This window comes from Legionella yabuuchiae, from assembly GCF_900640115.1.
Lineage (GTDB): Bacteria > Pseudomonadota > Gammaproteobacteria > Legionellales > Legionellaceae > Legionella_A > Legionella_A yabuuchiae.
Map to the genome: position 1 here is coordinate 1 of NZ_CAAAIW010000043.1, position 7,608 is coordinate 7,608.

Consider the following 7,608-nt stretch of genomic DNA (forward strand, 5'->3'; position numbering starts at 1 on the left):
AAAAGCCAATAAAAATCAAAAAACATGGCAGACCTGCCGTTAGTCTGTTTCGTTACGGTCTGGATTTTTTGTGCGATTCTATTGTTCGGTTGGCAGATAAAACCAATCACTTTCAGCAAGCTCTGAAAATTCTGAACGCCATGCCATCGCCTGCTTGTTCCTCATCGCTTATCATATTTTTTCTGGTAGCAGCGGATTATCTTATGGAAAATAACCGTGATCCGGCAGGAAATAAGTTTTTAGCAACCAACCACGATGAACAATGGAAGAAAAACAATATTATGTTTACATATTAGCCAGTAAAAAATATGGCACCCTATAAACAAGTAACCTTGCGCAACGCATTTGGCAACACAAGGAAGGCTTGGCTGAAGGATTCACTAAAAAGTACAACGTTCATCATTTGGTTTATTATGAAATTCATTCTGATGTCTACGAAGCAATAACCAGAGAAAAACGCATCAAGAAATGGAACCGATAATGGAAAATAAACCTTATCGAGCAAAACAACCCCCAGTGGCTTGATTTGGGGTTCGGATTATTTTGATGGATGGTTGCCCGCCTGCGCGGGCATGACAGGGTTTTTGTCATGTACAGAGGTCCTGCATTATACTCGGGTTTGTTTTTTTAAAAATTTCCGGTATAGTCGCGCAAAACTTTAATAAGCTCTTAAAGCCATGACTCATAGTATGACCGCTTTTGCCAGGGTGCAAAGCCAAGTGGATTCTACGGTTGTTTGTTGGGAGATAAAGTCTGTTAATCATCGTTATTTAGAAGCAGGCTTTCGTCTTCCAGAACCGTTCCGGGGTTTAGAAATTACTTGCCGTAATGCGTTTCGAGGAAAAATCAGTCGCGGAAAGTTGGATTGTCAGCTTAAACTCGATTACGCACCCGGTGCAGAAAAGGCTATCCTAATTAATGAAGGCTTGATGAACGCGCTAATAAACGCTGGGAATCAGCTGGCCGAACAGCAGCAACTGGCAAATGATCTCACCGTAAGCAATCTTTTATCCTGGCCAGGCGTTGCGGAATTGGGTCAGCCCGATCGCGATGCCTTAGTCCATGAAGTAGAAGGTTTATTTACGCTGGCGCTTGATGAGCTTGTATACGCAAGAAGCATTGAAGGAAAAAAATTAAAAGAATTTGTTGATTCGCGTTTATCGTTATTGGCTAATGAAGTAAAGCAAGTTGAACAGTTAGTTGGCTTGATCTCTACTCAAGCCCGTGAAAAATTATTGAGCCGCTTAGAAGCTTTGCAAATTAATGTAGCGGATAATCGTATTGAGCAGGAAATTGCTTTAATGCTGGCTAAACTTGATGTGAGCGAAGAAATAGATCGCTTAAAAGCACACATTGAGGAAGTATCTAGGGTATTGGCAAGTAAGGAAGCGGTTGGACGGCGTCTTGATTTTTTGATGCAAGAGTTAAATCGCGAAGCGAATACATTAAGTTCCAAATCGGACACAGCGGCTTTAACTCAACATGCCGTGGAAATGAAAGTGCTTATCGAGCAAATGCGTGAGCAAATTCAAAATATAGAGTAAACGATCATGGCTGAAGATTATTTGGGTAGTTTATTCATTGTTGCGGCTCCTTCTGGGGGGGGCAAAACAAGTTTAGTCAAAAAATTGGTTGAAGAGCTAGAAAAAATAGAAGTTTCTATTTCTCATACAACACGACTACAACGACCAGGTGAAACCCATGGTGTTGATTATTTTTTTATTGACCAGTCAACGTTTAACCAGATGATTGAAGAGCAAGCGTTTATCGAACACGCTCATGTTTTCGAGCATTCCTATGGTACTTCAAAAACTCAAATACAGGATCGGTTACGCGCTGGAATCGATGTCGTGTTAGATATTGATTGGCAAGGGGCCAAGCAAATTAAGAGCCAGTATAAAGATGCGGTTGGGATTTTTATTATTCCACCATCGCTTGATGCGTTGAAACAACGATTGTTTAATCGCAAACAAGACAAACAAACCGTCATTGATGCTCGCATGAACAAAGCGAAGGATGAACTGAGTCATTACGATGAATTTGATTATTTAATCGTTAATGATGAGTTCAAAAATGCAGCAAATGAGCTAAAATCAATAGTAATCGCTCATCGTTTACGTATCGAGCGACAATCGATCCAGCAAAGAAAATTACTTTCTTTATTGTTGACATCGCAGTAGAATATAATGTTAGGTTACTATTCGCCCTTTAGTGCCTTCCTATAATTGGGAAGTCACAAAAGAGAAGATGGGGTGAGGGGTTACTTTATTTGTTTTTCATGTTAATCGTAGGGGGAAGCTGAGTTATGGCACGAGTTACAGTTGAAGATTGCTTAGAACATGTTAATAACCGCTTTGAGCTGGTGATGCTCGCAACAAAACGAGCTCGTGATATTGCAGTTCGTGGCGCTCAGCCAATGGTTGAGTGGGAAAATGATAAGCCAACGGTTGTCGCGCTTAGAGAAATTGCCGATGGATTTATTTCTTCTGACTATCTGAATCAAGAATAATTTCCCTCCCCCGTTGCCATTATTGAAACATTTCTTGTTTCAATAATGGCATTGTATAAGCGCAGGAGAGCAGTGTGGATTACTTTAAGGAATTGCAAGAAGAGCTGCAATGCTATCTTGAGCCTGAATTTATTGAAAGATGCCACCAAGCCTTTCAGGTTGCAGAGAATGCCCATAAAGGTCAAATGCGACGTTCCGGTGAACCCTACATTTCTCATCCTGTAGCCGCAGCCTTCATTTTAGCTAAAATGCGTTTGGACTATCAAACGATTATGGCAACTTTACTGCATGATGTTGTTGAAGACACTTCCCTAAGTCAGGCCGATCTCATAAAACAGTTTGGTGATGAAGTTGGCGCTTTAGTGGATGGTGTTACGAAATTAACGCAGATTAAATTCGAATCTCGCGCAGAAGCTCAAGCTGAAAATTTTCGTAAGATGGTATTGGCAATGGTAAAGGATATACGAGTCATCATTGTCAAGCTAGCCGACCGTTTGCACAACATGAGTACCTTGGGGGTTATGCCCAGAGCGAAAAAGGAACGAATTGCAATTGAAACACTTGAGATATATGCTCCCATTGCAAACCGCTTAGGCATGCATTCGATATATATAGGTCTTGAAGATCTTGGTTTTAAAGCGCTCTATCCCATGCGTTATCGTGCCATCAAATCTGCTGTTGAAAAATCACGTGGTAATCGTCGTGAAATTACCCAAAGAATTGAACAGGATTTACAAGAAGCATTAGATAAACTCAACATCCCCTATGAACATGTCTTTGGTCGTCAGAAGCATTTATACAGTATTTATCGCAAAATGAAGCAAAAAAAAGCATCCTTTGCTGAAATTATGGATGTGTTTGCTTTTCGCGTAATTACCGAAGACATTGATGCTTGTTATCGTGTTTTGGGTGCTTTGCACCAAACCTATAAACCCGTGCCTCAACGGTTTAAGGATTACATTGGAATTCCGAAAGTCAACGGCTATCAATCGCTTCATACCACCCTTTTTGGTCCCTATGGTTTGCCTTTAGAAGTACAAATCCGAACGCGTGATATGGATAATGTCGCAGCCAATGGGGTTGCCGCGCACTGGATCTATAAATCTTCTGGACTGGAAGTGAATGAAGCCCAACTTCGTGCCAGAGAGTGGGTGCAGCGCTTATTGGAAATGCAACGCTCAACGGGGAACTCATTAGAATTCATTGAGCATGTAAAAATTGATTTATTTCCCGATGAAGTGTATGTCTTTACTCCTAAAGGGGAGATTATGGAGTTGCCTAAAGGGGCCACACCGGTTGATTTTGCTTATTCTGTACACTCCGATGTCGGTAATGGCTGTGTGGCGGCCAAAGTCAATCGTCGTTTAGTTCCACTAAGCATTCCCTTAACCAACGGCCAAACGGTGGAAGTGATCACAGCGCCCGGCGCTCATCCTAATCCATCCTGGTTAAATTTTGTGGTAACAGGCAAAGCACGCAGTAATATTCGTAACTTTTTAAAAGGCCAACAGCACGCTGAATCCATTGTGCTGGGCAAACGATTATTGGAGCAAGCTTTTTCTGAGCTAGGAAGCAATTACTCGAAAATTCCCGAAGATTCTTTGCACGCCTTATTAAGTGATTTAAATTATAAGTCGGTGGATGATTTGCTCTATGCAATTGGCATTGGTAATCAAATGCCAATGGTGATTGCCAAGCGCTTAGTCGTAGCACAAGAAAGTGGCGATTTAATTAAATCCACAAAAACTAGGCCTCTGGCGATTAAAGGTACGGAAGGCATGGTGGTGAATTTTGCAGAATGTTGTCAACCAATTCCTGGCGACAGCATTGTAGGTCGATTTCAACAAGGACGAGGAATTTTGGTCCATACCAGTGAATGTCCTGTGATTAATCAGGCCAAGATTAATCCTGAGCAATTCATTTCACTACGATGGGATGAAAATGTAAAGGGAGAGTTTTGGGTGGATGTTACGGTTGAAGTGTTCAATAAACGTGGTGTCCTTGCAGCGCTGGCTACTGCAATTTCTGAAGCGGAATCTAACATTGGAAACATCAACGTCGATCCCCGTGATGGACGCCATAACGCCGTCACATTTTCGCTCAGTGTTCAAAATCGAACCCATCTGGCAAAAATAATGAGGCGATTAAGGGCGAAGAAGATAGTCTTACGGCTTTATCGTAAAAAATATGGTGAATAAATGAAAGTAATCAAATCTGCTTTAGCTCCAGAAGCTATTGGGACATATAGTCAGGCCATTCAGTGTGGTCAAGTTATTTATCTCTCTGGGCAAATTCCTTTAGATCCTAAAACCATGCAATTGTGCAGCGATGAAATACGTGCGCAAATCAAACAGGTGATTGAAAACTTAGCATCAGTTTGTGAAGCAGCAGGGGGTAGTTTATCCAATATTGTAAAGCTAAACGTTTATTTAACTGATTTAACCCATTTCCCTTTAATCAATGAAGCCATGAAGCATTATTTTTCTGAACCATACCCTGCCAGAGCTGCGATTGGGGTCGCCGCATTACCCCGTAATGCTCAGGTGGAAATGGATGCTATTATGGTGCTTTCTGGCTAAACTTAACCTATGAGTATTTTGTCATTTCATAACGTAAGCCTTAATCTTGCCGGCAAACAAATCTTAGATAACGCGGACTTACAAATCCAAGATCATGAACACATTGCCCTAGTAGGGCGTAATGGTGCGGGGAAGTCTACGCTATTAAAGCTCTTGCTTGGTGAGCTGGTGCAAGATAGTGGGCAAATTCAAAAGCAAAGCGGACTCAAAATCGCAGGACTTTCACAAGAAGTTCCGATTAGCGAGAATGAGCCAGTCTATCATTTTTTAGTCAGAGATCTCGGTGAAATAGGTGAGGCAATCGCGGGTTTTCATGCGAGTAACATTCATGGGGACACCGACAAGACAGCCTATTATCAGCAGCAAATCGATCAGTACCATGCTTGGGATTTGTTGCCAACAATTGATGCATTGGCGTCGCGTTTAGGGTTGGATAAGGAAGCGCTCATGAGCGAATTATCCGGAGGAATGAAGCGTCGTGCTTTATTGGCAGCAGCGCTCATTGCTGAGCCGGATTTATTAATTCTTGATGAGCCAACGAACCATTTGGATATCAATAGCATCGAATGGTTGGAAGCCTATTTAAAGCAGTATAACGGCAGCTTATTGTTAGTGACTCATGATCGAGCTTTTTTGTCGCAGGTGACAAATCATATTATTGAAATTGATCGTGGCCAATTAAATCGTTATGAATGCAATTATGAGACTTATTTAGATCGTAAAGAAGCGATGAGATTAAGTGAACAAAAACATGCCGATCTATTTGATAAGCGACTAAGTGAGGAAGAAGCTTGGTTGAGGCAAGGAATTAAAGCAAGAAGAACCCGAAATGAAGGGCGCGTCCGTGCGCTAAAAGCCATGCGCGAAGCCTACCAAAAACGACGAAATCCAATGGGTAAACTCGAAGGCTTGGATCTTGAAGTGAGTCGTTCAGGAAAATTAGTTTTAGAGGCTAAACATATCGACTACTCCATTGCTGGAGCCCCCCTTATCCAAGATTTTTCATTACGGTTAATGCGAGGGGATAAGGTCGGGATAGTGGGGCCAAACGGTTGTGGAAAAACAACATTAATTCAAATTCTTTTAGGGGTAATTACGCCAGACTCCGGTGAACTTCGCCATGGAACCTCTTTAGAAGTCGCGTATTTTGATCAATTACGCCGTTCTCTAGATCCCAAGCAGACAGTAATGGCAAATGTCGCAGAAGGGGCGGATTACGTCACCGTCAATGGTAAGCAAAAACATGTCGCAAGCTACTTGAAAGAATTTTTATTCCCTACTGAAAGTTTTACTCAACCGGTTTCAACCTTATCTGGTGGAGAAAGGAACCGCTTGTTGCTAGCGAAATTATTTGCCAAACCCGTCAATCTTTTAGTGATGGATGAACCTACCAACGATTTGGATTTAGAAACTTTAGAATTATTAGAGTCCATGTTGATTGACTATCCAGGAACGTTATTGCTAATTAGTCACGATCGGACTTTTATTAATAATGTCGTGACCAGTGTAGTAATTTATGAAGGAAACGGGCGATTTAATGATTACGTGGGTGGGTATGATGACTACCAACAGCAGATTGCCCAAAAGCAAACGCTTAAAAAAGCTTCTCCTGCGCCTGTCAAACCAAAAACAACCCAAAAACTTAGCTTCAATGAACAACGCGAATTATCCAAACTGCCACAGCAAATTGAAACCTTAGAGCAAAACATTGCAGTCTTACAAGCGGAAATGGCAACCCCTTCTTTTTATCAGCAGAATGCTGAGACCATCGTCAATATAAGCCAACAACTTACCCAGAAAGAAGCACAGTTGGCACTTTTATATCAACGTTGGGAAGAGTTGGAGGAACGGGGATAATAAGAATTTAGACGTTGGCTTATACTTTCTGTGGTAGGTATGCAACAATCGATGCAAATTTCTCTCTGTACAGGACAAAAAAACCTGTCATGCCCGCGTAGGCGGGCAACCATCCATCAAAATAATCCGAAACCCAAATCAAGCCACTGGGGATTGTTTTGCTCGATAAGGTTTATTTTCCATTATCGGTTCCATTTCTTGATGCGTTTTTCTCTGGTTATTGCTTCGTAGACATCAGAATGAATTTCATAATAAACCAAATGATGAACGTTGTACTTTTTAGTGAATCCTTCAGCTAAGCCTTCCTTGTGTTGCCAAATGCGTTGCGCAAGGTTACTTGTTTATAGGGTTCCATATTTTTTACTGGCTAATATGTAAACATAATATTGCTGTTCTTCCATTGTTCATCGTGGTTGGTTGCTAAAAACTTATTTCCTGCCGGATCACGGTTATTTTCCATAAGATAATCCGCGGCTACCAGAAAAAATATGATAAGCGATCAGGAACAAGCAGGCGATGGCATGTCGTTCAGAATTTTCAGAGCTTGCTGAAAGTGATTGATTTTATCTGCCAACCGAACAATAGAATCGCACAAAAAATCCAGACCGTAACGAAACAGACTAACGGCAGGTCTGCCATGTTTTTTGATTTTTATTGGCTTTT

The 7,608-nt window shown here is 41.5% G+C and carries 6 protein-coding genes and 3 pseudogenes; 8 read left to right on the plus strand and 1 reads right to left on the minus strand.

Going from position 1 to position 7,608, the window contains the following annotated elements:
- The 8 genes and pseudogenes from E1O47_RS11630 to E1O47_RS11665 form a co-directional block, all read left to right on the plus strand.
- A pseudogene (locus E1O47_RS11630) lies at positions 1 to 296 on the plus strand (hypothetical protein); the annotation flags it as partial.
- A pseudogene (locus E1O47_RS11635) lies at positions 263 to 547 on the plus strand (GIY-YIG nuclease family protein). The pseudogenes E1O47_RS11630 and E1O47_RS11635, both read left to right, overlap by 34 nt.
- A 130-nt stretch (positions 548 to 677) precedes the next feature.
- Entirely contained in the window at positions 678 to 1,544 is an 867-nt protein-coding gene (locus E1O47_RS11640) for a YicC/YloC family endoribonuclease (protein WP_133131425.1), read from the plus strand.
- Between the two features lie 6 nt (positions 1,545 to 1,550).
- On the plus strand, positions 1,551 to 2,180 hold the full coding sequence (gene gmk / locus E1O47_RS11645; RefSeq protein ID WP_133131426.1) for a guanylate kinase: 630 nt from the start codon (positions 1,551 to 1,553) through the stop codon (positions 2,178 to 2,180).
- A 125-nt stretch (positions 2,181 to 2,305) separates the two neighbouring features.
- Positions 2,306 to 2,509 carry a DNA-directed RNA polymerase subunit omega gene (rpoZ, locus tag E1O47_RS11650; protein WP_133131427.1) on the plus strand — a complete coding sequence of 68 codons (204 nt, stop codon included), beginning with the start codon at positions 2,306 to 2,308 and terminating at the stop codon, positions 2,507 to 2,509.
- Between the two features lie 74 nt (positions 2,510 to 2,583).
- Complete coding sequence (spoT, locus tag E1O47_RS11655; RefSeq protein ID WP_133131428.1) at positions 2,584 to 4,707, plus strand: bifunctional GTP diphosphokinase/guanosine-3',5'-bis pyrophosphate 3'-pyrophosphohydrolase; 2,124 nt, start codon at positions 2,584 to 2,586, stop codon at positions 4,705 to 4,707.
- On the plus strand, positions 4,708 to 5,088 hold the full coding sequence (locus E1O47_RS11660) for a RidA family protein (protein WP_133131429.1): 381 nt from the start codon (positions 4,708 to 4,710) through the stop codon (positions 5,086 to 5,088). It abuts the gene before it with no gap.
- Between the two features lie 9 nt (positions 5,089 to 5,097).
- Positions 5,098 to 6,945, plus strand: a complete 1,848-nt coding sequence (locus E1O47_RS11665) for an ATP-binding cassette domain-containing protein (protein ID WP_133131430.1) — start codon at positions 5,098 to 5,100, stop codon at positions 6,943 to 6,945.
- A gap of 116 nt (positions 6,946 to 7,061) precedes the next feature.
- Here E1O47_RS11665 and E1O47_RS11670 read toward each other — a convergent pair.
- Positions 7,062 to 7,346 (minus strand): annotated as a pseudogene (locus tag E1O47_RS11670) (GIY-YIG nuclease family protein).
- Positions 7,347 to 7,608 lie beyond the last annotated feature (262 nt).